The sequence below is a fragment of the Marinobacter alkaliphilus genome (assembly GCF_055394375.1).
In genome coordinates this window covers 2,896,101-2,918,241 of sequence record NZ_AP043751.1, presented here as the reverse complement: position 1 = coordinate 2,918,241, position 22,141 = coordinate 2,896,101, and the positions used below count along the sequence as shown (strand labels likewise).

The window sequence follows — 22,141 nt, the reverse complement described above, 5'->3', positions numbered from 1 at the left end:
TGATGAAACAACTGTTTAAAGGATTTGCACTGGGCGCCGCCCTGCTTTCCGCCCAGCCTGCACTGGCCGCTGACAGAGAGCTTCTCAACACCTCCTACGATATCGCCCGGGAACTGTTCGCGGCCTACAACGTGGAGTTCCAGAAACACTGGCAGGAAAAAACCGGTGAAACGGTCAACATTCGCCAGTCCCACGCTGGCTCCTCACGCCAGGCACAAGCCATTATCCAGGGCCTCAAGGCAGACGTAGCCACCTTTAACCAGGTTACCGATATCGACATCCTGCACGAACGCGGTCAACTGATCCCGGAAAACTGGGCAGAGCGTTTGCCAAACAACAGCTCCCCCTACTACTCCACCATGGCGTTCCTGGTGCGCAAGGACAACCCGAAGAATATCCAGAACTGGGATGACCTGGTTCGCGAAGATGTTGCCCTGGTCATGCCTAATCCGAAAACCTCCGGCAATGGCCGTTACACCTATCTGGCCGCACTGGGATACGCCCAGGATGCCTTCGGTGACGACGAAGCAAAGATTGACCAGTTCCTGGCCAGTATGCTTGGCCAGGTTAGAGTCTTCGACAGCGGCGGCCGTGGCGCCACCACCACCTTTGTTGAACGCGGCATTGGCGATGCGCTGCTGACCTTCGAATCCGAGGTCCTGAACATCGCCGATCGTTTCGAGAACGGCGAATATGAAGTAGTCACCCCCAAGGTCAGTTTCCTTGCCGAGTTTCCTGTGACCTGGATTGATGATTACACCCGCCAGAACGGGACTGAAAAACTGGCAAAAGAGTACCTGAGCCATCTGTATTCTGAAGATTCCCAGCGCTTGCTGGCCGGGTTCAACTACCGGGTCCATAACCAAAAGGTTATCGAGGAAAACGCAGACCGTTTCCGTGAGCTGAAGTTGAAATCCATCGATGAGATTGCTGGCGGCTGGGAAAACGCCATGAGCAAGCATTTCAGCAGCGGTGGCAAACTCGACCAGTTACAACGGCGTCGGTAAGAGGCTGAGATGTCTGCTCCCGCTCAAGTGAGCGCCGCCCCAGCGCGGCGCTTTTCAGGTCGTAGCAAACGGGTATTGCCGGGGTTCGGTTTGAGCCTCGGCATTTCGCTGTTTTTCGTCAGCCTGGTTTTATTGCTCCCGTTATCTGGCCTGGTGGTGGAAACATCCGGCATGACCTGGGATCAGTTCTGGTTCACGATCACCGATCCCCGGGTGGTTGAATCCTACAAGGTGACGTTATGGACTGCCCTGGCCGCATCGCTGTTTAACGGTGTCTTTGGCCTTCTATTGGCCTGGGTTCTGGTACGTTATGACTTCCCTGGCAAGCGTATCCTGGATGCCTTTGTAGACCTTCCGTTCGCATTACCCACCGCGGTTGCCGGCATCACCCTGGCTACCCTGTTTGCCCAAAACGGCTGGTACGGCCAATGGCTGGCCAAACTGGGCATTGAAGTGGCGTTCACCCCGTTGGGTATCGTTGTTGCCATGGCTTTCACCAGCATTCCCTTTGTGGTGCGCACTGTCCAGCCTGTGCTGGAGGAATTGTCACCGGCGGATGAGGAAGCCGCGGTCAGCCTCGGTGCCTCCGACGGCCGGGTGTTCCGCAAGGTCATCTTTCCGTCGTTGTGGCCTGCACTGGTCACCGGCATTGCGCTTTCCTTCACCCGCAGCCTGGGTGAATTTGGCGCCATCATATTCATTGCCGGCAATACCCCCTACGTCAGCGAAGTCACCAGCCTGATGGTATTTATCCGGTTGCAGGAGTACGACTATGCTGCGGCCAGTGCCATTGCCTCGGTTGTTCTGTTGGCTTCACTGGTACTGCTATTTGCCATCAACCTCTGGCAGGGCCGATACCTGCGCCGCCTGGAGGGCCGATAGATGGCAGCTGAACATCATCGCGTCGGCGATCAACCCTGGGTGCGCCGCCTGCTCATTGGTACTGCGGTTCTGGTGTCGCTTGTTCTACTGGTGATTCCGGTGGTGGTCATTTTCTTCCAGGCCCTGAGTGCCGGCTGGAGCACCTTTACCGGTAACGTGCTGGACCAGTTCACCCTGCACGCCATCGGCCTGACCCTGCTGGTTGCAGCACTGACGGTGCCACTCAATCTCATCTTCGGTACTGCCCTCGCCTGGGCCGTTACCCGGTTCCGGTTTCCAGGCCGGAAACTGCTGGTGACCCTGATCGATATTCCCTTTGCCGTTTCACCGGTAATCGCCGGCTTGCTGTATCTGTTGCTTTACGGCCGGAACGGTTGGCTCGGCGGCTGGCTGGCCACCCACGATGTCCAGTTGATGTTTGCCTGGCCGGGCATTGTCATGGTCACCGTATTTGTCACCTGCCCGTTCGTTGCCCGCGAGCTCATCCCGCTGATGCAACAGCAAGGCAGTGAGGAAGAAGAAGCCGGCGTGGTTCTGGGCGCTTCTGGCTGGCGTATTTTCCGGAAGATTACCCTGCCTAACATCAAGTGGGCGCTGATCTACGGCGTAGTACTGACCAATGCCCGCGCCGTGGGTGAATTCGGTGCTGTGTCTGTTGTTTCAGGCAATATTCGGGGTGAAACCAATACCTTGCCGCTTCATGTTGAACTGCTTTATCAAGATTATAACGTGGTAGGCGCCTTCGCCAGTGCCGCCCTGCTGGCAACCATTGCCATCCTGACGTTAGTCGTTAAAGCCTTTGTAGAGTGGCGCCAATCCCGCCCAACGATCCTGACGCCCGAGAAAGGAGGTGTCTGATATGAGCATCACTATCGACCAGATTTCCAAAACCTTCGGCCGTTTCCAGGCGCTGAAAGACGTTTCGCTGGAGATTCCTGAAGGTAAACTGACCGCGCTTCTGGGGCCGTCCGGCTCGGGCAAAACCACGCTGCTGCGGATTATTGCCGGGCTTGAATCTTCGGACTCCGGCCGAATCCTGTTTGGCGGCGATGACGTCAGCAACCTACACGTTCGGGATCGTAATATTGGCTTCGTGTTTCAGCACTACGCCCTGTTCCGTCACCTTACCGTGGCAGAGAATATTGCATTCGGCCTGGAGTCCCTGCCCCGCAAACAGCGGCCGACAAAATCCGAAATACGTCAGCGGGTGGCCAAACTGCTGGAGATGATCCAGTTGCCGCAACTGGCCGACCGATATCCGGCGCAATTGTCCGGTGGCCAGAAGCAACGGGTCGCCCTGGCCAGGGCCCTGGCCACTCAGCCCCGTATACTGCTGCTGGACGAGCCCTTTGGCGCGCTTGATGCGAAAGTGCGCAAAGACCTGCGTCGCTGGTTACGGGCGCTGCATGACGAGTTTCATTTCACCAGCATCTTTGTCACCCACGACCAGGAAGAAGCCCTGGAGCTGTCCGATCAGGTGGTGGTCATGAGCCAGGGACAGGTGGAACAGGTCAACGAACCTACCGATCTGTATGCACGGCCCGAAAGCCGGTTTGTGTTCGACTTCCTGGGCCATGTCAATGTGATCTCCGGCGTCGTGAAAAATCATAAGCTGGTTCAGGGGGATGCCTGGGTGTCTCTGCCCGGGCAGAAGTCTGACCAGGAAGCCCAGCTGTACTTGCGCCCCCATGAGGTCCACCTTGCCCGGGCGCCAGCGATTCACGCCCGTTTACCGCTGCGTATCGAAGCCATCAGTCTGATTGGCTCGGAAGTGCGGATAGAGCTTGTGCCGGTGGGCTGGAACAGTGACGAGATCTGGGAAGTTGGCATGAGCCACAACGAATTCGCCCGCCACAACCCAAGCCGGGGTGAACTGTGGTACGCGGTGCCAGACATCGGCCACCTGTTCGTTGCCGATAGTGCCCCGCCACGATCCGTCGACTGGGCTTATACCACAGCGGCTAACGCCAGTAATATGTAATCCTCAGGCCGCCACCCAGCGGCCTTCGGAATACTGCTCCAGGCCGCTGTCATCCATCCGCCATAGCCAGAGCCACCGGTTTTCAACCAGGGCTCTGACGTCGTCCTGAGCCTGCAGTACTTGCTCAATTCGCTCTGCTGGCGCGTCGATCACCACGGTCAACCGTATAGGTTCATGGCGCAAACGTTCACCATCGTGAACGGATTGCCAGGGTAATCCGATGCGAAGATCGGTGCCGTTGCCCTCGACTACCCCAATATTGCCTCCCACGACCGAATGCAGCAGTTTGTTGCCCGCGCCGTAGAGCGACGGCTGGGTAACCGATCCGAAATACTGCAGGTTGATCCAGTTTGCCACCACCATCGGGGCCGACATCAGCGCAGACAACACTGAACCTGTATCATCCAGCTCTGGCCTGTATTCGTGAAGGAAACATCGGCCGGCAAGATTGATTGAACGGCTGCGGTGCCGGGGCGCAATAATCATGGCGGCATTGTTTGCCAGCCCCCATTCAGGCCTGACCTCCGCCCAGTTTTGGGTGCGCTTGTTGAGTTCTTTCAGGAGGCCCTCATCGGAGTGACCATTCAATCCGAGCGTTCCTGCCCGCTCACGGCGTGTGGCCACCGAAGCGCTTTCAAAGCACTGCAATAGTTCACTGGCAATCCTTTGATGGCTGGCGGGTATGGCCGTTCCCCCCAGAAGGCGTACCTGATCCGTCACCGTGCAGTGCTCCGCAGCCACAACCAGAGTGCTTTCCGGCAAGACAATGCCCCGCTCCGCCAGCCCGACGCGCACACTGCGGTCATTAAGCAACTGTGCGGCAATGCTGGCATTAACGTCGCCGTTTTTACCGCCGCAGGCTCCGCAGGCAAGCCCGGCCTGATTCGGATTGTTATCGGTATGAGCTCCATGGCCAACAAACACCAGCAATGGTGCAAAATTGCCGGTCAACGACATGGATCTCAGCAGCCCCTCGGCAAGGTTAACCCGCTCTGGATCCGATAAGGGATCTCCGCCATAGCGGTGGAACAGGCGGCCTTCGGGCGTCGCCACCCTGGTTTTTCGGTTCTTATGTAAGCCGTCCCGAACCAACTTCCATGCCCACGCCAGTCCGGTGGTTTCCACCAACGTAAAGGTTGAGAGGCTACCGTATTTCGCATGTCGAACCGTTTCCCGTACCTGTTCCCGCCCGTCCAGCCGCTTGTTGCGCTCCAGGTCTGCCGAAAGACTGCCAAGGGTATCAACATAACGATAAGCCGGCGCCAGCAAACCCGGCAACCGGGCTTCATCGTCTGACGGGCCAAGTTTTTGATGCATCACGGGCAGCCCAAAAAACCCGGCAACACCAAGAGTGTCTATTTTTGCCGAAGCGCTTTCCAGGTGCCGCCTCAACACCTCTGAACGGACATCAATGCAGAACGCCGCCTGGACTTCAGGGATTCTGCTTGCCAATTCTTCGGGTTGTTCCTCCGGGCACCGCAAGCAGTCCCTGAACTTGCGCTGCCATGCCATTTCATAGGCGCGATGCCAAACCCACATCAGTGCATCATCACCGTGAGCGTGCCTCGCCAGCTGCCCACCAGAGACCGCCTGTTGCCATTTAGCCCGCTCATCGGCCGGTAGCGCAGACGCAGCCATCCACTCGCAAGCCAGTAATACCGTAGCTAACTGGTGGCAGAGGTGGGATGGCTGGCCGTCGAGGGACGCTCGCCAATCTTCGCCGCGGCACCATGACGCCCAGCCCGGCAGATGCAGCAGCAATGAATGTCCCGCCGCCGTGAACTGATCTGGAGTATAGGGCAAAGCTTGAGCAAGAAAATCTGCAGCACTCTGCCAATCATCCGGAAGTTGCGCTGCCAGCGCTTTTGAAGCCAGGCCCCGGGGTCCGGCCATGGATAACCAGTAGCGATACAGGTCGGTACCCTTGGTATTCGTCAGCCATTGTCCCTGCCGATGATCAAAATAGCGACCACAGAGCAGCCCGAGAAACTGCATAGTCTGTGATAGCACATCACCGTCACTCGATGGCTTAACGTGTGACAGCGCCAGCCCCGGTTTCACATCACGTGGTCGTAACCGGGACAACTGTTCAAGCAATAATTGCGTCGGCCTGTCTACCCCCTGCGCCCTGGCTGCAGCTATCAGGTCGCCCTCTCGGATACGGCCCCCGTGCCAGGCCTCCAGATAGAATTCCGGCGCCATTAACATGCCCTGCCCCCTGCGGGAAACCAGTTCGATGGCGGCTTCCTCGATACCTTGATGCCTGTGGCCCCACCAGGGATTCACCGCTATCCACCGATCCAGAGGCCAGCTAGGGGCAATCCGTTCACAGGCCATAGCGACCTGATCAACAGCCTGGTTCTGATCAACATCCGGCACGCGTAAGGTGGAATTCATTAAGATTCTCCCGATGACAGAACGTAACGGGCTTTTTTCGTCTTTTCCGTGCCCCCCTGGAGCCATTGCCTGGCCCACCGTCGGGTAACCCGTTCGAACGGTTGATCAAGATACAGGCCCTGGCTGAGCGGCAGGTTCAACCGCTGCAACCAAGCCCAATCCGGCCGGAAAAGCACAAGTAGTGACATCCCGGCCAGAAGCCCCAGCATTACCCAGGCCACCACATTGGCCGCCGGCCAGAGCACAAAATTATCTGCGCCCGCAACCGAAGGCCCCAGTACCAGGTGGAGAAGACCATATAGCGGTACCAGACTGATCGCCATGACGACAACCAATACCCGGGCACGGGCCGTGCTACCCGATGGAAGTCCGAGAACCGACGCGGCAACTGCCAGCACCAGTAAGGCCGCCAGTATCGCTTTGCCCTCCACAAGATCGGGAAGCATCCACAGCATGGCTGCCGCCAAACCTGATGCCACGCCGGCGAGCAACAGCTGCGATGCCCCCGGGCTACCGGAGAAGTAGACCGCCGTGGCCTTTACCGCCCGGCCAGACGCCAGCAATGAGTGCGCTTTGTAAAGTGAGTGGGCAAGCAAATGTAGTAATGCCAGGGTGTAGGCGCCCAACGCAATCTCAAAGAGCATAAAACCCATCTGAGCGTTTGTGGACCAGACCAGCGCGTGTTTTACCGAGCTCTGAGTCATCATGGCAAACACTGCCACGATGGCGGTCACGCCGCCAGCGACAAGCAACAGGAAGTGGCCCACTGTAAACCCTTCAAACACCGGGAACAGCCGCAGCCAGAGGAACCCGCCGAGGTTGATTACTCCAGCATGAAGCAGTGCCGATACCGGTGTAGGCGCTTCCATCACCCGGATCAACCACCCGTGAAATGGAATCTGTGCGCATTTGAGCACGGCGGCAACGGCAAGCAGTACTGACGCGGTCGTCAGCTTGGGGGACGAGCCACCTATTTCCCCGGCCAATGCGTAGATTTCGGGAATATGAAAACTGCCGTAGTGGCGCCAGATAAACACCACAGCACCAATAATCGCCAGATCACCCAGGCGACTGGTAATGAACTTCTGTGCTGCCGCCAACCGGGCTTGCGACCGTTCCGGGTAGAGCGTCAGCAATTGGTGCAAGGCCAGGCTGACACCAATCCAGGCGAATGCCAGAACCAGCAGATGATTGGTGAATACCAACACCAGCACACTGGCCACTGTGGTGAGGAACCAGGGCAAGAACACCGGGAAGGCGGCATCGCCACGCAGATAATCCCGGGAGTATCGCAGAATCACCCAGGAGACAAAACTGACCATCAGCGCCATCCATACCGACAGGCCATCGGGATACAGCCCGAGCGGTGCCCCCAGTTCCGGCAACCGCGTATCCAGCCCGGCCGACTTCAGCAACAAAAGAAAGCCCACCACACCGGTGACCACAATCAGCGTTTGCAGCAAAAACTCCGCCAAGCGCCAGCAATGGTCAATCTTGGTTTTCGATCGAGTCCAGTTGGCGAAGCCGGCCAGTGCCAGGAGCAGGATCGGCAAGGCCAGCCAGGTAGCCAGGGCGGAGGTGGAAAATACGCTGGTGATTGTCGGCATAACGAACTCCTTTTGCGAACAGAGCTACTTTGCCGATTATGAATTCATAGATAAAATGGTTTATAACGATTAAATTGTTCACCAAAAGAGAACAAAGGTAAAACCGGGGAATATCCATGCGCCTGAACTATCATCATTTATACTATTTCTGGAAAGTAGCCAGCACAGGCCATTTGACCCGCGCAGCGGATGCGTTGCATATCTCCCAGTCTGCGCTGTCCGGTCAGATCCGGAAACTCGAGGACAGTCTTGGCCATGAACTGTTCATCCGGGAGGGGCGACGGCTAAAACTATCCGAAGCCGGCCGCGTCGCCTTCACCTATGCGGAAGATATTTTTCGCAAGGGCGCGGAGCTGGAAGCCCTTTTCCGAACCGGGCGCCAGACCAATCGGGAGGTGCTCAAGGTTGGCGCGGTAGCGACTCTGTCAAGGAACTTCCAGGAAGGCTTCCTTCGGCCACTGCTCGGCCGCCAGGATCTGGGTCTCAAGCTCCAGAGCGGAAGCCTGGAAGATCTGCTACGAAGACTATCGGCCCACCGTTTGGATCTTATTCTGTCCAATCAACCCGTTCACGGTGACGATGAAACCCCTTGGCTATCACGGCGTATTGCAAGGCAACCTGTCAGCATTATCGGGCCGGCGGCCGCCGAATCCCGGGTCGGCTTTCCTGACATGCTGCGTGACCAACCACTGATCGTGCCGGGCCAGGACAGCAATATCCGGCAGGCTTTTGACCAGCTGTGTGAGTACCACCAGATTCACCCGATTATTCTGGCTGAGGTGGACGACATGGCGATGATGCGCCTGCTGACTCGAGACAGCGGGCATTTCGCCATCCTGCCCCCGGTGGTTGTGCGTGACGAATTGCGCAAAGGCGAACTCAGGGATTACGGTGCATTGCCGGGCGTGTTCGAAGAATTCTATGCCATTCGTATTCGCCGGCAATTTGAGTCTCCGGCCCTGCAGGAGTTAATGGCTCAACCTCCGGAACGACTATTGACCTTTCCGGACAATGATTCTGGTTGAACTGGTCTTTTGATGCGGCGCCGGGGCCGTTATAGTCATAGGGAGTAAAAATACAACAAGATCAGGAAGTAGCCATGACATCGCGCGCCCCTCAAAAACCTTCTGTCATCATAATCGGCACCGGATTTGGCGGGCTCGGCATGGCCATTCAGCTAAAAAAAGCCGGCTATGGGCAAATCACATTGCTGGAAAAAGAAGGCGCCGTTGGCGGAACCTGGCGAGACAACACCTACCCCGGCGCGGCCTGCGACGTGCAATCGCACCTTTACTCCTACTCCTTTGAGCCCAAACACGACTGGAGCCGGAAGTTTGGCCTCCAGGCCGAAATACTCGGGTACATGGAGCATTGTGTTAAGAAGTACGACCTGGCGCGCCATATCGAGTTCGACCGTGCCGTAGCCACGGCCAGCTTTGACAGCCAGTCGAATGAGTGGGTAGTGGGTACAGAATCGGGCCATGAATATCGCGCTGATGTGCTGATCACGGCTACCGGGCAGTTGAACCGCCCTGCCATACCCGCCATCCCCGGCATTGACCGTTTTAAGGGCACCTGCTTCCATTCTGCGCGCTGGAACCACGATTATGATGTGACCGGCAAGCGGGTTGCGGTGATCGGCACCGGCGCCAGCGCCATCCAGTTTGTTCCGGAAATTACGCCAAAAGTTGCAGCGCTGGACCTGTATCAACGCTCCGCTGCCTGGGTATTGCCGAAAGCCGACCGCCCATTTACCGCGCTTGAGCAATCACTGTTCCGGAAACTGCCGGCCTGGGACAGGCTCTACCGGGCCATGATCTACTGGAAGAACGAGTCACGCGGGCTTGCCTTTACCCGGTTCAACCGGCTACTGGATATCTTTGCCCGACAGGCCAGGAAGGAAGCACAGACATGGGTGACCGACCCCCACAAACTGGAGCACATCATTCCGGACTATCGTATCGGCTGTAAACGGATTCTGATCTCCAACGACTGGTACCCGGCCATTAACCAGCCGCACCTGAATCTGATCACTGAGGGAATTTCTGAGATCGATGAAACCGGCATTGTGACCGCCACCGGAGAACACCGTCCCGTCGACGCCATTATTTTCGGAACCGGCTTCAAGGCGACGGAGTTTTTGTCACCCATCAAGATCACTGGTCGTCAGGGTGTTGCCCTGAACGACGCCTGGGCAGACGGCAGCAAAGCGTTCAAAGGCATTACCGTGAATGGCTTTCCGAATCTGTTCATGCTGTATGGGCCCAACACCAATCTGGCCCACAATTCGATTCTGTTTATGCTGGAATCCCAGTTCCGCTATGTCATCAGCTCACTTGATTCCCTGGCCAGATACCCCGGGGCTGCCATGGAAGTGCGGGAAGATCGGCAATCCCGCTATTGCCAGGTGGTCCAGCACAGCCTTGAGAACAGCGTCTGGGATTCCGGATGTACCTCCTGGTATCTGGATGAACATGGCCGTAACACCATCAACTGGCCCGGGTTCACGTTCAGCTATCGCTTCTCTACCCGCGCTGCAGACACCGCTGATTATCAGTTTCTGGAGCCTGAAGCAGGCCGTTAGTCCTCTGCTGTAACCAATCGGTTGCAGTTCAACGCCAAACATAGGATGATTGGTTCATCATTTGTCTGGGTGATCGGAAATGTTAAAGCCAATCAAGAAAGGCTCCCTGGTGGAGACAGCCATCGAAAGCCTGAGGGGCGCCATCGAAAACGGCCAATGGCCTGTAGGAAGCCGACTTCCGATTGAAGCCGAGCTGTCTGAAGCCCTGGGGATCAGCCGCAACACCATCCGTGAAGCCGTTCGGGTGCTGGTGCATGTGGGTATGCTGGAAACCCGCCAGGGCGATGGTACCTACGTACGTGCCAATCGCGACGCTGGAGAAACGCTGCGGCGTATTGCCCGCAGCCAGTTGGCGGAACAACTCGAGGTGCGGCTGATGCTGGAAACGGAGGCCGCGAGGCTGGCGGCCACTCGGCGCACCGACAGCGACCTGAAAGCGATGAGCGATGCGCTGGATGCACGAGCCAGCGCCGGGGACAACCTCAACGAAAGAATCCACCATGATGAGTGGTTCCACCATGCGCTTGTGCGCGCTTCCCACAATTCCGCTCTGATCGAGCTCTATGATTATTTTTCACACGCCGTCAGCCAGACAATCGAACGTACGGAGCGCGATGACGACCTGCCAGAACCCAGCCAGGAGGACCACGAACTTCTGCTGGCCGCCATCCGCCGAAAGGATCCAGCCAAGGCAGAAATGCTTTCGCGCGCCCTGCTCTCCCCCAGCCTTGACGTGATTAACCGGCAGAATCAGCCATGAAATTTCGTCTCGATACGTTCACCCTTCTATTGCTCGGCGCCATCGTCCTGGCGTCGTTCCTGCCGGTTACCGGGCAGGCCGCGGACCTGCTTGCTACCACCGGTACCATTGCCGTAGCCCTGCTATTCTTTTTCCATGGTGCAGCCCTATCCCGGCAACAGATTATCGACGGCGCCACCCATTGGCGCCTGCACATCCTGATTACCGCCCTGACCTTCGTGTTCTTTCCCCTGGCAGTATTGCCCATTAATGGTCTCAGCAACCTGGTGCCGGAATGGATGCCGAGGGATCTGGGGTTGGGGTTTCTCTATCTGGGCGTACTTCCGTCAGCGGTGTCGTCGTCCATTGCCTACACCGCCATGGCCAGAGGCAATGTGCCTGCCGCCATATGCAGCGCTGCAGCGTCTAATGTGTTCGGAATGATGCTCACTCCGTTCCTGCTGCTTTTACTGGTTTCGACTTCCGGAACCGGGGAGTTTGCAGTGGCTGAGGCGTTGAAAGACATCGTTCTGCAACTGTTGCTGCCCTTTGCGGTGGGGCATGCCTTCAGGCCAATGCTGGGTGGTTTCCTTTCACGCAATGAATCGTTGATGGCCCGTTACGACCAGTGTGTCATCTGGATTATCGTTTATTCGGCATTCTCACACTCGGTAGTGAGTGGGCTTTGGCAGAACCTTCCACTTCAGGCCGTGGTACTGACGATCCTGCTATGCTTTGGTCTGCTTGGCTTGTTCATGCTGGTGGCGATGATGATGGTCAGAAAGCTCGGCTTCAGCCTGGAAGACGAAGCCGCGGTGGTGTTCTGTGGTTCGAAGAAAAGCCTGGCATCCGGTTTGCCAATGGCCAAAGTGCTGTTCTCTGGCCATCCGGGCTTCGGCATGATTGTGCTGCCGATCATGTGCTACAACCAGATTCAGGTCATCGTCGGGGCCATCCTGGCCCAGAAGTATCGAGCGAAAATCGATCGGGCGTCAGCCGCCCATGCCTCCGAATAGGGTTGCCAGGATAACCAGACCGACGATCCACCCAATAACGGCAGGCCAGAAATTCACCATCTGCGGTGGCTGATCTGCCTGATCGGCACTGGCCTGCTCCCTGGACACCTCTTCATCCGGGTAATTTCGTGGGTCTGGCTCATGGCTTGCTTCCCGCACGCTGAACCAGTCAAACCAGTCGCCCAGAAACTGCGCCACCGGGCGGGGAAAACTGCCGTTCTCTGCCATCGGGCGGATCTGAGGCTCAAGGCTTTTGGCGATTTCCCTGCGCAGCGGTAACTGATCTGCAGGCGGTTCGCACAAGATGGCCTTCCAGATACCAGCATCCTGCTGGCGTTGGTTGTCGTTCATCAGGGCTTTAATCTGAATCACCACTTCGCGGACAACCTGGGCTTCGTGGGCGTCCAGCGCCCGCTGTGCGTTGCTCTCAACCCCGGATTCCTCAGTCTGCTCTCGACGGACTTCTCGGGCGACTGGCTCAGGTCGGGCGGCGACGCTGGCCGCCGGCATGCCACCGGTTGCCTCCCTGAACGCCTGCTCCAGCGCCTGGGCCTCGTTGTCCGAGGCAAATTTCATCTGGCGCTCATAAGCCTGCCGAATGCGTTCGTGATCTCCGGTTGGCTCAATGCCAAGGATGTCCCAGCAATTCATAAAACAGTCACTCCGGATCTGTAAAATCTGTAATCTTTATAGAGACAAATCAATCGTTCTCCCCTAGGATTCAGGGAGAATCACAATAAATCAGTCCGCTCGGCAAATTATAGAACGACACCCATGCGCATTACGAATTACCTGTCAGAAAATCGCGCTAACCGACTCCGCATGCGCAGAACCTTCGGCCATTCCCTGCTTGCCTCAGCCATTTTAGCCCTCTCGACCGGCAATGCCGGCGCGGATACCGGTTTTCCGGCGTTCAGCAATGGCTTGGTGGCTTTCGGCGATGACATTCCGGAGGTGCTGACCACCACCCGGCTGCGCCAGCCAAAAACCCGGGTTCCCGGAAGCACCACGGTGATCACCGGTGATATGATTCGGGACCTTGGCATCCAGAACCTGTACGAGGTGTTCCGCCTGGTTCCGGGCATGGTGGTCAATTTCGTTGGTAGCCACCAACCGGTTACCACTTACCATGGCACCGTGCATTATGAACAACGTCGAATGCAGGTGCTGGTAGATGGTCGTACTGCCCACAAGGCCACCCTTTCCGATATGGATTGGGAAACCATGCCAGTACCACTGGACATGATTGAACGCATTGAAGTCGCTCGGGGGCCCAACTCAGCCGCCTATGGTATCAATGCCTTCCTGGGCACCATCAACATCATCACCCGGGACCCGGCCGATACCGCCGGAGTGGAAGCACGGGTGGTTCGGGGCTCTCGGGGGCACCTGCGTACTTTTGGTTCCGTGGGCAACGCCGACCCGGATATGGATTGGCGATTAACCTATGAAAAGCGCAAGTTCGATGGCTTCGACTACCAGGTAGACGGCGGCGAACGCTTTCCATTCCATGATGGCCACGACATCAACTCCTTTACCTATGATTCCCGCGTCAAGATCAACGACCGCACGGATGTTGAGCTGCGGGGCGGCGTTGTGGATGGCATGAATTACCAGGACAAGGACAAAAGCGGCGAGCTGAACCCGTTCGAGAATCCGGATATTGATGTGCGGGACTACTACCTGCAATCCAAACTGAACGTGATTGCTTCCGAGCGCCATTTTTTCCACGTAATGGCCAGTGTCCAGAACTTTGACCGACGCCAACAGTACGTTGTTGGTTTCCCGGATAGTACCGTTCAGTGCCTCAGAGACAACACACCGCTGTATCAGTACACCTATTTCCCGGATGGCAGTCGAGAACGGCTCTGTTTTGTGGACGGAGGTGGCGCACCCGCCATTGCCCAGGTAGACGCGGATTCAGAGGATACCCGCCTGGAACTGGAGTTCCAGGATACCATTCTGCTCAGCGACGACCTGAGAATCGTCTCTGGCGCAGGATTCCGGAAAGATACCTTCCGCTCTGAAACCTATTTCAACGGCCGGGGTAACAATTACCAGTCCCGCTTCTTCGGCAACGTGGAATATACGCCGATAAACTGGCTGACACTTAACGCAGGCGGTAACTGGGAGCGCACAAGCACAACAGACGATCACTACTTCTCGCCCCGGTTGGCTGCGAATTTCACGCTCAATAGCCGGCACGCCCTCCGCTTTGTCTATTCCCAGGCGGTCAGAACCCCGGACGGTTTCGAGCAGAATCCGGACTGGGGATACACCCTTCGCAATGTCCGCCCTGCGATTTATTCCGATCTTGAGGGCCGCAGGGTAACAACTGCGGATGCGTACGAAGACCTGGGGTGGCTTACGCTCGGCAAAGACCTGAGGGAAGAACGAATCATTTCCCGGGAAGCCAGCTACTTCGGCCAGTTCCCGCTAGAGCGGGCCATGCTGTCTCTGGAAGTGCGGGGCTTCAAGGATGAAATGCGGGACATGATCAGCGGTGTTATTCAGCTCAAGGACTGGAGCATCGACAACAACGTTGCCGTGGATCAGCAAGGCTTTGAAGTGGAAGCAATGATTGAATACCCCGGCACAACCTTCCGTGCCAGCTACGGCTACCTGGATCAGGATACCTGGTACACCGGTCAGCCAATCATCAACCAGGACGGTGATCTGGATACTGGAAAACAGGACCAGGCGGTCAGTCTGCTGACCCGGCTTTCTGTGCGACATTCCGGCAGTCTGGCACTGATTCAGGACCTGCCGTGGGGGCTCAAGGCCTCATCCGCCTTCTACTGGGCAGACGAATTTGGGCGTAGTCAATTCGAGCGCATTGATGCGAGAGTTGCCAAGCGCTTCTATCAGCCGCGGTATACCGCTGAAGTGGCCTTTACCATGCAACACTATCTGAACCGGGAAGCAGAACTGAGCTCCGATAACAACATCGAAGACCACAACCAGTTCTTTGTGGAGGCAGGAGTCCGGTTCTGACACTATGCTGAAAGGATTGACCAACGGGATAGCACACCAATCGGGACGGTATGATCTCATCCAGATTTTCTGACACTAAACTGCCACGAGTCCTGCAAGGGATCAGCCGAGCCGCGATGGTGGTGGCGCTGATGCTTCTGCTGCCATGGTCCCCTTTTGTCTCCGGTCAGAACGGTGAGCCAACACTGCCGACTATCTACATTGCAGGCTCAGGCAACACATCTTTGGACCAACATGTTACCCGCCTACTACGTGAACAGATCGGAGATACGGCAGAACTGGTGTTCATCCATGATGATCAAAGCCTGCGTACATCAGGCAGCCCCGTCATCACCATTGGCCCAGCCGCATTTACCCGTATTCGTCAGATCAACAGGAACACACCGATACTGGCGTTGCTGGTAGAGCGCAAGTTTATCCAAGGGTACGTTAACCGCACTCCGGGACAGGTGTCTGCCGTCTTCTATGACGTTCCGTTATTGCGGCAGGCACTGGCCGGTAAGGCGATACTGCCTCAGTCCAATCGCATTGCATTGCTGGCTTCCACGGAGTCTGTCGAGATCTATGAAGATTTGATTGACCAGCTGGCGGAGTACAGTCTCGAAGCACGCGTATTCGTCACGGATAGCGACGACCAGTTGATTCCTACCCTTATCAGGGCCCTGAACTACGGTGATTTTCTGCTCGCCGGCTCTGACGACGCCATCTACAACCCCAGAAATATCAAGCACATCCTGCTGACAGCCTATCGGCGTAACCGGATTGTCATTGGTCCCAGCCAGGCTTATGTCAAGGCGGGCGTACTGGCCTCCGGCTATGCCCCATTTCCTGCGATGGCTGCCAAGGCTGGCGAATTGCTCCAGGCATACTTTGAAACCGGGATTCTTCCTGAACCCGCGTATCCGAACGAGTTTCGTGTTGAGGTCAACGAGCAAGTGGCCCGATCACTCAACATCCCGCTCCCGAGCCGTGATTGGATATCGCAGTATCTGGACGACCTGATGCTATCCAGCCAGGAGGATTTGGAATGAACAGGCAGAATGCATCCCTGTCCAGAAAACTTCTGTTGCTTGGGGCCTTGCCAGCCGTTGTCATGTTTGTTGCGTTAATGGCATTTTTTACCTCGGCCCGGCTGGAGGACGCGCGTACCGACCTGGCTGAGAGCAGCCAGATGCTGGCGGACAGCCTGGCCCCGGCACTCGAGTACGCTGTGGTTTCCGGCAATATTGCGGCCCTGGAGCAGACACTGAATCAGTCACTACGGCGTAGTAAAGCCGAGTGGATACGCGTAACCGATGTGGTCGGAAAAGAACTCGGCTTTGTCAGCAATAGTCTTGACAGCTCGTCACAGCGACACCATAACTTCGATATTTATTCTGCGGAAATCCTGCAGGAACCCCTGGACCTTGGAGCAGGCACTGGCTGGTTCAACCCCGGCTATGGGTTCAGTTCTGGTTCCTTGCGGGTTGGTGCAGTTGAAGTGGGCGTCGAACCGCGCGTGCTGGCCGATCGTCAGCAGAGTATTCTGTGGTCTTCTATTGCAGTTGGTGTCGCCATGCTTCTGTTCACCATCGTTCTGGTTAACCATTTCCTCAATAATATCCTGCAGCCCATTCGCAAGGTGGCAAGCCGGGTTGATCAACTGATTACCGGCGACTATGACTCCCAGCCCGTGACCACCAAGGGAAACTCCAAAGAGATTGTCGCCATACAGAAACAACTGAACGAGCTGGCGGACCATCTGGAGAAGCTCAGAACCACCTGCGACCAGACCCTCGCGGTGTCGGAAGAGGCCCGGGAAAAGGCCGAACTGGCAAGCCATGCCAAATCTGAATTCCTTGCAACCATGAGCCACGAGCTCAGAACCCCGCTCAATGGGGTACTGGGAATGGTTGAGTTAATCCAGGAGGAACCGTTAACCAAGCGACAGCGGGATTACCTGGGCACTGCCCGGCAGGCCACAGAGGATTTGCTTACCGTCATCTCCGATATTCTCGATTATGCCCGTATGGACAGTGGCACTCTGGAACTGGAGCACCAGGAGTTTGATCTACGGTCCATTCTGGCCAACTGTGCGGCTTCCTATCGCCATGCAGCAGAGCAGCAAGGCCTGGCACTGGATATCAATTTTCTGGGGGACTGGCCAGACAACCCGGTGGTGGTAGGCGACGCACCTCGAGTCCGACAGATTCTGGCAGGGCTGCTGGATAATTCGATCAAGTACACCTCGAACGGCTTTGTCAGTGTGCGCGCAAGTTGGTTATCGCTTGAGAGCGGCTGTGTGCTTTTCGGCTGTTCAGTCAGTGATTCCGGAGCGGGTATTCCCAGTGACCGCCTCCACAATATTTTCCACACATTCGAGCAAGTTGACTCCGGTAACACCCGTGCCCATGACGGCGCCGGACTGGGGCTCTCTCTGGTTCAGCGTTTGGTGGAACTGATGGGTGGCCATATTCAGGTGGAATCAGATTTCGGAGAGGGCTCCTCGTTCCGTTTTGAGCTGCCATTCGAGCTGGCGGATGCCCCGGCCACGGTTCAACCGGAGTTCACGGATATCCCGAGGGAGCAGTTGGGAAAAAAATCCTGGGCCCTGGTGGTCGAGGACAATGAGGTGAACCAGAAGGTCTCCACCACGCTGCTGAACAAGCTCGGTTTTGAAACCGATACCGCGAATAACGGCCAGGAAGCGGTCGACAAGGTAAAAAACAAACACGAAGGCTACGATGTCATCCTGATGGATTGCCAGATGCCGGTGATGGACGGCTACCACGCAACCCGAATGATTCGCGAATGGGAACAGGGGAACGGCCAATGCGGTACGCCGATCATCGCCCTGACGGCTGATGTCTCAACAGAAACCGAGGCCAGCTGCCGGGCCAGCGGCATGAATGATTACATACCCAAGCCGGTACGCCGCGAGACGCTCAGGGAAGTACTAAGCCGCCGGATTCGATTGTAAAGAACCGGTGAGCTTACGCTACCGGTTCACGCATGGTGACAAATTCTTCCGCTGAGGTCGGGTGAATACCCATGGTTGAGTCAAACTGCGCCTTGGTGGCACCGGCCTTGATAGCAACGGCCAGCCCCTGAATGATCTCGCCGGCGTCTGGCCCCACCATATGAGCGCCAAGCACCTTGTCGGTCTCATCGTCCACCACCAGTTTCATCAGGCATCTCTCGTCCCGTCCGCTCAATGTGTATTTCATCGGTCGGAACTCTGAACGGTAAATGCGCAGCCTGTGACCGGCTTCCCTGGCCTCTTCCTCAGTCAGACCAACGGTACCGATATTGGGCTGGCAAAACACAGCGGTCGGAATAGCGCTGTAATCCATGTCGCCCTGCCCGTCACCAAACAACCGACGCGACAGCACCATGGCCTGGGCCAGTGCCACTGGAGTGAGCTGCGGTGTGCCGATGACATCGCCCAGCGCGGTGATTGAGGGTACGGAGGTCTGGAAGTGGTCATCCACAACGATGTGACCCGAAGCGTTGAGTTCAATACCCAGTTCTGTCAGCCCCAGACCATCAACCAGGGCTCGCCGGCCCGTTGCCGCCATCACAAGGCCCGTTTCAAGGCGTTCTCCATCAGACAACATAACCTGATAGTGGGCGCCCTTGGTCTCAATGGATTCGATGGTTGCGTTGAAACGCAAGTCGACGCCCTTTTTCCGCATTTCCTGCTCGGTGAACCGGCGCACATCGGTATCAAAGCCCCGCAGGAACAGATCCCCCCTGTACAACAGGGTGGTTTCCACCCCTAGCCCGGCCAGTATACCGGCGAACTCCACCGCAATATAACCACCACCCCAAACCACGGCATGACGGGGTAATTGTGGAAGGTAGAACATTTCGTTGGAGGTAAGGATGCAGTCTTTACCGGGAACATCCGGCACTACCGGCCAGCTTCCAGTCGCGACTGTGATGTGTTTTACACGATAGCTCCGTTCGCCTACCGTGACGGTATTGGCATCACTGATGGTTGCCGTGCCATTGATGATCTCAACTCCGGCATTCTCGAGCAGGCGGCCATAGATGCCATTCAGGCGCTCAATCTCAGCGTTTTTGTTTGCCACCAGAGTGGGCCAATCGAAGCTGACCTGATCCAGGGGAACTCGCCAGCCATAGCCTGCGGCATCTTCCAGCTCATCATGAACATGGGCGCCGTACACAAACAGTTTTTTCGGAACACAGCCAACGTTAACACAGGTGCCCCCCAGGTAGCGGGACTCCACCACGGCAACCTTCGCGCCCCGCTGTGCCGACATTCTAGCCAGGCGGACCCCACCGGAACCGGCACCAATTACGATCAAATCAAAATCATGGCTGTCTGACACATTCACTCCTGATGACAAATACTGTGTTAATGCGGCGCTGCCTCGTTCCGGGCGTCATTAGCTCCAGATCCAATTTCCCGGAACAGGACATGATCTTCAAAATCACCCAGGCGTATCTTACCCAGGCTGCGGAAGCCCTCGGATTCGTAAAACGGCAGATATCGGCTGTTACCGGTATCCAGTACCAGCCCCTTGCCCCGGGGATTTTCCTCACAAAGCTTCTCGACCGCTTTGAGCAAAACCCGACCATACCCCTGATTCTGGTATTTTGGGTTGACCCCCATCAAAGGCAACTGATGAGCCTGCGGGTGCGGCAACAGGTCGCGGATTTTCTGATGGTAATCCAGGTATCGGCGAGTCGAGGCAAACCCCGCCGTCAGCACCATGCGAATTCGCCAGCTAAGCTGCTCGGCGAGGTTCATCCGGAGTTCCGGGTCGCCGATGAAGGCCACGGCAATCAGGGTATCCCCTTTCATCACACCAACGGCATCCTGATTGAGCTCAAGGTACAGGTCAATCAGCTCTCTCACCGTGGCTCTTACCCGCTGGTCATAACCGGCCCGGCGATGATCAAACAGGTATTGGAACGTTGGATCTTCCCGGTACGCATGGCAAAGAATCGACTGGGCCTCGTTGCGGGCAGTCTCATCAAGACGAACCACGACAGCATCAGAATTATTATTGTTTTCCTGCTTATCACGCATTTACTCGCGCTCCTCCGGAATGACCGGTCAGCTTGGGGCATGCCCCTTTCAGATCGTCAGTGTCAGCCGCACGGATACCCGCCCCGGCTCATTTCCCCTGTCCATGGCAGCCTGATCTACGATCACCCCATGCCGGGCGTCAAGCTGTTCCAGCCAGGCCGCTACCTCGGCGAACGGTGCGGCTTCAAGCCAGACCCGGATGGCAGACTCGCCGCTTGGCTCAAATCGCTGCAGCGAAAGCCCCGCTTCACCTGCGGAGCGGGTAACCAGGGCCATCAGAGCCCGGCCGTCCTCGGGCTTTTCAACGCCGGCCCCCGCCGATGAACCGGAACCTGCGCCACCAAGGCGACGAATGGTTGCCTGGTTTGCCTGCATCCAGGCCAGAAGTTGCTCGGCATTTTCACGACTAGCTTCCGCCTGGTTGCTGAAATCAGCCACAGGCCGCCAGATGCCAAAATAGAGAATGGCCAACAGCAAAGCAATGCCCAGCATCACCAGCGCCTGCCTGTCCCGCACCGGCAGTTGATCGTATCTCGCGATAAGCTTACCGACCGCCGGCTGGTCTTTAATTCGTGCCCACATGGCGTTAGCCTCCCGAAACCGTCAACCGGCCACGGGAGCCGGAGCTTTCATTAACCACAGAACCAATCTGCGCACGCAATCCCTGATTGGCCAGGCCGTTTCTCAGATTACTCATCCGTTCATAACTGTCGGCCCGGACGTCTACCACTAGCTCTCCCCGGTTCCGGCTGTAGTTGATGGAATTAAAGGTAACCGCCTGAGCATTCGCAACCCGGCTGTACTGATCTCCGGTGTATTTCATCAGGGTGATGAAATCCACTTCTTCCCGGCCAGCGCCGGCCACCCTCAACTGGCCCTCAATCACCCGGCGCACATTGCCCGCGTGGGTACGGCGGTCAGCGGGAAAGGCGTCACGGTAGATGGCCATGGCCTGGCTTTGCAGCTCCTCGGCCTCCTGGTTGTGATACACACCCATACCAATCTCAAGCCCCAGCTGAATCACAAACCAGACGGACGCAACCGCAATCAGTGGCTTCCAGGGCTTCAACGGGCTGCTGCCGTTCGTTTTAACGGAGAAGGCGCCCTGGCATAGATTGACCGGGTGACACATATGATGATGGTGGGACCACGCCAGCAGCTCCAGCGCCGTAAATTCCAGAGGCTTCTGCGCCAGATGTACCCGGCCATCGGCACCGCTCAGTTCCAACAATGCCGGCTGCCAGAGTTCCAGCTCGGGCTCGGTTCCATAAACAGTGACCGGTATCTCCGCGACCACTTCTTCAGTGGCTGGCGCCGCCAGGGTAACACCCAGCATGCCTAGATTGGCGGTCTGCAGTCGCAGCCACTCACCTCTATGACTTACCAGCATGGCCCACTCGCCGTCGAGGCAGGCGGTCCAGCCGTTATCAGTTGTCGGCAACAGGGAGGCATCCGGGTAAATGGCATCCAGGCGCACATGCTCCCAACCTGTAAACAGCTCTAACCACTGCCCCATTTGGGATTGATCTATTGCCGCGACATGGTATCCATCCGAAGTATGACGGCCAAGCGCCAGGTGAACGCTCTCGATGTCCTGGGCAATCTGTTCTTCCACCGCGTATGGCAGCGCCTGGTGTACGAACCGGCTTTGCTTGGCCGGAATATCAGCCAGGCAAAACAGGGCTTCGTCACCCGGAATAAGGCCGATCAGCAGCACTTTTTCCAATGCATTCTGGCCGAGGGTCTGCTCAATCGCATCCCGGGTATCTGCCGCACCACTGGCCTGGGTATCGCCACTGGCATCCTGTAACAGCCAGCTGAACGGCTGTGATTCCGGGTTCTGGTCCAGGTCTGCGAAGGGCGGGACCGGCCGAACAAAAAGGCGGTAAGACATGG

Annotated in this window: 18 protein-coding genes; 11 read left to right on the top strand and 7 right to left on the bottom strand. The window is 57.0% G+C overall.

From position 1 onward, the window contains the following. Window positions 1–2: 2 nt before the first annotated feature. Genes cysP through ACZ5Q2_RS13260 form a run of 4 tightly spaced genes read left to right on the top strand, consistent with a single transcriptional unit; the run spans window position 3 to window position 3,870 of the window. Complete coding sequence (cysP, locus tag ACZ5Q2_RS13275; RefSeq protein ID WP_230714714.1) at window positions 3–1,007, top strand: thiosulfate ABC transporter substrate-binding protein CysP; 1,005 nt, start codon at window positions 3–5, stop codon at window positions 1,005–1,007. 9 nt (window positions 1,008–1,016) lie between these two features. Continuing rightward, entirely contained in the window at window positions 1,017–1,889 is an 873-nt protein-coding gene (gene cysT / locus ACZ5Q2_RS13270; protein ID WP_058091040.1) for a sulfate/thiosulfate ABC transporter permease CysT, read from the top strand. Continuing rightward, window positions 1,890–2,747, top strand: coding sequence for a sulfate ABC transporter permease subunit CysW (gene cysW / locus ACZ5Q2_RS13265; protein ID WP_061333386.1), 858 nt, complete (start codon window positions 1,890–1,892; stop codon window positions 2,745–2,747). A 1-nt stretch (window position 2,748) separates the two neighbouring features. Continuing rightward, entirely contained in the window at window positions 2,749–3,870 is a 1,122-nt protein-coding gene (locus ACZ5Q2_RS13260) for a sulfate/molybdate ABC transporter ATP-binding protein (protein ID WP_432210002.1), read from the top strand. Window positions 3,871–3,873: 3 nt separating this feature from the next. Here the strand turns inward: ACZ5Q2_RS13260 and ACZ5Q2_RS13255 are convergent, their stop codons facing one another. Both ACZ5Q2_RS13255 and ACZ5Q2_RS13250 read right to left on the bottom strand, forming a co-directional pair. Then, window positions 3,874–6,267 carry a YbcC family protein gene (locus ACZ5Q2_RS13255; protein ID WP_061333388.1) on the bottom strand — a complete coding sequence of 798 codons (2,394 nt, stop codon included), beginning with the start codon at window positions 6,265–6,267 and terminating at the stop codon, window positions 3,874–3,876. Then, entirely contained in the window at window positions 6,267–7,874 is a 1,608-nt protein-coding gene (locus tag ACZ5Q2_RS13250) for an NADH-quinone oxidoreductase subunit L (RefSeq protein WP_432210003.1), read from the bottom strand. Before ACZ5Q2_RS13250 ends, ACZ5Q2_RS13255 begins: the two co-directional genes overlap by 1 nt. A gap of 116 nt (window positions 7,875–7,990) precedes the next feature. Between ACZ5Q2_RS13250 and ACZ5Q2_RS13245 the strand changes: the two genes are divergently transcribed. The 4 genes from ACZ5Q2_RS13245 to ACZ5Q2_RS13230 all read left to right on the top strand — a co-directional run bounded on the left by ACZ5Q2_RS13245 (window position 7,991) and on the right by ACZ5Q2_RS13230 (window position 12,213). After that, the gene (locus ACZ5Q2_RS13245) at window positions 7,991–8,899 is read left to right on the top strand and encodes a LysR family transcriptional regulator (RefSeq protein WP_286922565.1); all 909 of its coding nucleotides are present in this window, start codon (window positions 7,991–7,993) and stop codon (window positions 8,897–8,899) included. A 74-nt stretch (window positions 8,900–8,973) separates the two neighbouring features. Beyond that, the gene (locus ACZ5Q2_RS13240) at window positions 8,974–10,458 is read left to right on the top strand and encodes a flavin-containing monooxygenase (RefSeq protein WP_286922564.1); all 1,485 of its coding nucleotides are present in this window, start codon (window positions 8,974–8,976) and stop codon (window positions 10,456–10,458) included. A gap of 79 nt (window positions 10,459–10,537) precedes the next feature. Beyond that, entirely contained in the window at window positions 10,538–11,218 is a 681-nt protein-coding gene (locus ACZ5Q2_RS13235; RefSeq protein WP_432210004.1) for a FadR/GntR family transcriptional regulator, read from the top strand. After that, a complete protein-coding gene (locus ACZ5Q2_RS13230) occupies window positions 11,215–12,213 on the top strand; it encodes a bile acid:sodium symporter family protein (protein WP_106695821.1) in 999 nt (332 codons plus the stop codon). Before ACZ5Q2_RS13235 ends, ACZ5Q2_RS13230 begins: the two co-directional genes overlap by 4 nt. On the opposite strand, the gene ACZ5Q2_RS13225 is transcribed toward ACZ5Q2_RS13230, so the two are convergent. Next, entirely contained in the window at window positions 12,190–12,864 is a 675-nt protein-coding gene (locus tag ACZ5Q2_RS13225; protein WP_432210005.1) for a J domain-containing protein, read from the bottom strand. The two genes, ACZ5Q2_RS13230 and ACZ5Q2_RS13225, sit on opposite strands and share 24 nt — an antisense overlap. Window positions 12,865–12,987: 123 nt before the next feature. On the opposite strand from ACZ5Q2_RS13225, the gene ACZ5Q2_RS13220 reads away from it, so the two are divergent. The 3 genes from ACZ5Q2_RS13220 to ACZ5Q2_RS13210 all read left to right on the top strand — a co-directional run bounded on the left by ACZ5Q2_RS13220 (window position 12,988) and on the right by ACZ5Q2_RS13210 (window position 18,166). Further along, the gene (locus tag ACZ5Q2_RS13220; RefSeq protein ID WP_432210006.1) at window positions 12,988–15,207 is read left to right on the top strand and encodes a TonB-dependent receptor plug domain-containing protein; all 2,220 of its coding nucleotides are present in this window, start codon (window positions 12,988–12,990) and stop codon (window positions 15,205–15,207) included. A 131-nt stretch (window positions 15,208–15,338) separates the two neighbouring features. Next, window positions 15,339–16,238 (top strand): ABC transporter substrate-binding protein, encoded by a 900-nt coding sequence (locus ACZ5Q2_RS13215; RefSeq protein WP_286922561.1) that lies wholly within the window; start codon window positions 15,339–15,341, stop codon window positions 16,236–16,238. Beyond that, on the top strand, window positions 16,235–18,166 hold the full coding sequence (locus ACZ5Q2_RS13210) for a HAMP domain-containing hybrid sensor histidine kinase/response regulator (RefSeq protein WP_432210007.1): 1,932 nt from the start codon (window positions 16,235–16,237) through the stop codon (window positions 18,164–18,166). The genes ACZ5Q2_RS13215 and ACZ5Q2_RS13210 overlap by 4 nt, the downstream gene beginning before the upstream one ends. Window positions 18,167–18,179: 13 nt before the next feature. Here ACZ5Q2_RS13210 and gorA read toward each other — a convergent pair whose 3' ends face one another. Genes gorA through gspL form a run of 4 tightly spaced genes read right to left on the bottom strand, consistent with a single transcriptional unit; the run spans window position 18,180 to window position 22,139 of the window. Next, window positions 18,180–19,541, bottom strand: a complete 1,362-nt coding sequence (gene gorA / locus ACZ5Q2_RS13205) for a glutathione-disulfide reductase (protein WP_432210008.1) — start codon at window positions 19,539–19,541, stop codon at window positions 18,180–18,182. Window positions 19,542–19,567: 26 nt separating this feature from the next. Beyond that, complete coding sequence (locus ACZ5Q2_RS13200) at window positions 19,568–20,245, bottom strand: GNAT family N-acetyltransferase (protein WP_072677270.1); 678 nt, start codon at window positions 20,243–20,245, stop codon at window positions 19,568–19,570. Between the two features lie 48 nt (window positions 20,246–20,293). Next, window positions 20,294–20,827, bottom strand: coding sequence for a type II secretion system protein GspM (gspM, locus tag ACZ5Q2_RS13195; RefSeq protein ID WP_058091055.1), 534 nt, complete (start codon window positions 20,825–20,827; stop codon window positions 20,294–20,296). Between the two features lie 4 nt (window positions 20,828–20,831). Continuing rightward, window positions 20,832–22,139: a type II secretion system protein GspL gene (gspL, locus tag ACZ5Q2_RS13190; RefSeq protein WP_230714732.1), complete on the bottom strand. Its 1,308-nt coding sequence runs from the start codon at window positions 22,137–22,139 to the stop codon at window positions 20,832–20,834. Window positions 22,140–22,141: the final 2 nt, after the last annotated feature.

Bases quoted from the DNA above. Each gene is read 5' to 3' on its own strand.
- cysT (WP_058091040.1), top strand. From the start codon at position 1,017: ATGTCTGCTCCCGCTCAAGTGAGCGCCGCCCCAGCGCGGCGCTTTTCA.
- ACZ5Q2_RS13200 (WP_072677270.1), bottom strand. From the start codon at position 20,245: ATGCGTGATAAGCAGGAAAACAATAATAATTCTGATGCTGTCGTGGTT.
- cysW (WP_061333386.1), top strand. From the start codon at position 1,890: ATGGCAGCTGAACATCATCGCGTCGGCGATCAACCCTGGGTGCGCCGC.
- ACZ5Q2_RS13210 (WP_432210007.1), top strand. From the start codon at position 16,235: ATGAACAGGCAGAATGCATCCCTGTCCAGAAAACTTCTGTTGCTTGGG.
- ACZ5Q2_RS13250 (WP_432210003.1), bottom strand. From the start codon at position 7,874: ATGCCGACAATCACCAGCGTATTTTCCACCTCCGCCCTGGCTACCTGG.
- ACZ5Q2_RS13225 (WP_432210005.1), bottom strand. From the start codon at position 12,864: ATGAATTGCTGGGACATCCTTGGCATTGAGCCAACCGGAGATCACGAA.
- ACZ5Q2_RS13235 (WP_432210004.1), top strand. From the start codon at position 10,538: ATGTTAAAGCCAATCAAGAAAGGCTCCCTGGTGGAGACAGCCATCGAA.
- gspL (WP_230714732.1), bottom strand. From the start codon at position 22,139: ATGTCTTACCGCCTTTTTGTTCGGCCGGTCCCGCCCTTCGCAGACCTG.
- ACZ5Q2_RS13240 (WP_286922564.1), top strand. From the start codon at position 8,974: ATGACATCGCGCGCCCCTCAAAAACCTTCTGTCATCATAATCGGCACC.
- ACZ5Q2_RS13255 (WP_061333388.1), bottom strand. From the start codon at position 6,267: ATGAATTCCACCTTACGCGTGCCGGATGTTGATCAGAACCAGGCTGTT.
- ACZ5Q2_RS13230 (WP_106695821.1), top strand. From the start codon at position 11,215: ATGAAATTTCGTCTCGATACGTTCACCCTTCTATTGCTCGGCGCCATC.
- cysP (WP_230714714.1), top strand. From the start codon at position 3: ATGAAACAACTGTTTAAAGGATTTGCACTGGGCGCCGCCCTGCTTTCC.
- gspM (WP_058091055.1), bottom strand. From the start codon at position 20,827: ATGTGGGCACGAATTAAAGACCAGCCGGCGGTCGGTAAGCTTATCGCG.
- ACZ5Q2_RS13245 (WP_286922565.1), top strand. From the start codon at position 7,991: ATGCGCCTGAACTATCATCATTTATACTATTTCTGGAAAGTAGCCAGC.
- ACZ5Q2_RS13260 (WP_432210002.1), top strand. From the start codon at position 2,749: ATGAGCATCACTATCGACCAGATTTCCAAAACCTTCGGCCGTTTCCAG.
- ACZ5Q2_RS13215 (WP_286922561.1), top strand. From the start codon at position 15,339: ATGCTTCTGCTGCCATGGTCCCCTTTTGTCTCCGGTCAGAACGGTGAG.
- ACZ5Q2_RS13220 (WP_432210006.1), top strand. From the start codon at position 12,988: ATGCGCATTACGAATTACCTGTCAGAAAATCGCGCTAACCGACTCCGC.